Annotated in this window: 2 protein-coding genes; one reads left to right on the forward strand and one right to left on the reverse strand. The window is 73.5% G+C overall.

The annotated features are described in order from the left end of the window. On the reverse strand, positions 1 to 1,258 hold a 1,258-nt coding region (locus tag ACYVE9_RS24410; RefSeq protein WP_461030059.1), incomplete at its 3' end, for an ABC transporter substrate-binding protein. A 168-nt stretch (positions 1,259 to 1,426) separates the two neighbouring features. On the opposite strand from ACYVE9_RS24410, the gene ACYVE9_RS24415 reads away from it, so the two are divergent. Next, positions 1,427 to 1,933 (forward strand): PadR family transcriptional regulator, encoded by a 507-nt coding sequence (locus ACYVE9_RS24415; RefSeq protein WP_461030060.1) that lies wholly within the window; start codon positions 1,427 to 1,429, stop codon positions 1,931 to 1,933. Positions 1,934 to 2,037 lie beyond the last annotated feature (104 nt).

Raw genomic sequence — 2,037 nt, forward strand, 5'->3', positions numbered from 1 at the left:
CGATGGCCTCCAGCTCGCGGCCCAGCCGCGCGACGGCCTCCCGCGGCGTCTGGCGCAGCGCCAGCGCGTCCTGCACCACCGCCTGCACGGCCAGGCTCACCTGGTCGTAGCGCGGGCTCTTGGCCCGCGGCTCGGCCGCCAGCACGCTCTGCCGCAGCGTCGGCAGGTACGGGTAGCGCCTGATCAGGTCCTGGTCCGCGTACAGCGCCGCCCGTACCGGCGGCAGCCCGCCCTCGGTGAGCACCTGGCGCTGCACCGGCTCACCGGTCAGGTAGCGGATCAGGTCGGCCGCCGACCTGGGATGGCGGGACCCGCTGCTGACGGCCAGGTTGGAGCCGCCCAGCACGCTGGTACCGGGACCGTCCGGGCCCGGCAGCGGCACGGTGTCGAACCGGCCGGCGACCTCGGACCCCGCCTCGTTGGCCACCGAGTACACGTACGGCCAGTTGCGCAGGAACAGCAGCCGCCCCTCCTGGAACGCCTGCCGGGACTCCTCCTCCTTGTACGTCAGCGCCTCGCGCGGGATCCAGCCCTCGCGCACGCCGTCGGCCAGGAACGCCAGCCCCCGCCGTGCCGCCGCGGAGTCGACCGTCACCCGTGCGCCCTCGTCCCGCAGGAACGAGCCGCCCGCGGAGTGCACCGACTCGGTGGCGTTCACCGTCAGACCCTCGTACGGCAGGAACTGGCCCGCGTAGCCGTCCAGCCCGTACTCCGGGGCGATCTCCCGCGCCTGGCGGGCCAGCTCCTCCCAGGTGCGCGGCGGCGCCACGCCCTCCCGGCTGAGCACGTCGGAGCGGTAGTACAGCAGGCCGGCGTTGGTGACGTAGGGGACGGCGTACAGCCGGCCGCCGAAGGTGGCGGTGTCCACGACCGGCGGCAGGAACGACTCCAGCGGGAACCGGCCCCGCTCCAGCGGCGCGATCCAGCCCGCGGCGGCGAACTCCGAGGTCCACGCCACGTCGATATTCAGCACGTCGTAGCGGTCCCCGCCGGACCGCAGCTCGGTGATCATCTGGGCCCGGGTCTCGTCCGCCGAGTCGGGCAGCTCGACGAGCGTCACGCGCTCCCGGGGGTGCTCGCGGTTCCACCCGTCGAGCAGCGGACCGAGGTAGTCGGTGAGGTCACCGGCGGTCGCCAGCGTCATCGGGCCCCGCCCGGTGCCGGCCGCGCCGTCGCCCTGCGGCCCCAGGCCGGCGTAGCCAGCCAGGACCACGGCGCCGACGAGGAGCCCCCTGCCCGCGGCACGCATCCACCGCATAGGCCCTCCCAGTGCACCGGCGCCCGCTTCGTCGCCGGGCGCCCTGGCCCATATATACCTGTTAGGCATGGGCGATACTAGACGTCCGAGCACAGGACGAGGGCGATCCGGGCCACGACCCGGCCCGGTCCACCACCAGCATCCACCGGACCGGGGAGGGGAGAGAGCGTGCGGCTGCCGCTCCTGGCGCTTCTCACCCGGGGTCCCGCCCACGGCTACGAGCTCAAGCAGGACCTTGAGAAGCTGCTGGGCGCCGCGTACCCTCAGCCGAACGTCGGGCAGGTCTACGTCACTCTCGGCCGGCTGGAGAAGAGCGGCCTGATCGAGGGCGAGGACGTCGAGCAGTCCGGCCGCCCCAACAAACGGACGTACCGGATCACCGACGCCGGCCGGGAGGCGGTGCTCGGCTGGTTCGAGGAGACCACCGACGAGCCGCGCGTCCGGGACGAGTTCTTCATGAAGCTGGTCCTCGCCCGCCAGTCGGGCCTCGCCGACCAGATCGCACTGATCAACAAGCAGCGGCGGCAGTACCTGAACACCATGCGCGACCTGTCCAAGCTGGCCGCGGTCGAGGACCGGGACAACCGGGTCGCGCAGCTGCTCATCGAGGGCGCGATGCTGCACCTCCAGGCCGACCTCGACTGGCTGGAACGCTGTCAGGAGGAGCTGGAATGAGCCACGGCGGCAAGCCCCCGCGCCCCCCCGACGCCCGCCCCGACGGGGAGCCGACGGGCGCCCAGCGGTCCGGTGCGGAGCCGACGGGCGCCCAGCGGTCCGGT

The organism is Streptomyces sparsus, assembly GCF_054776295.1.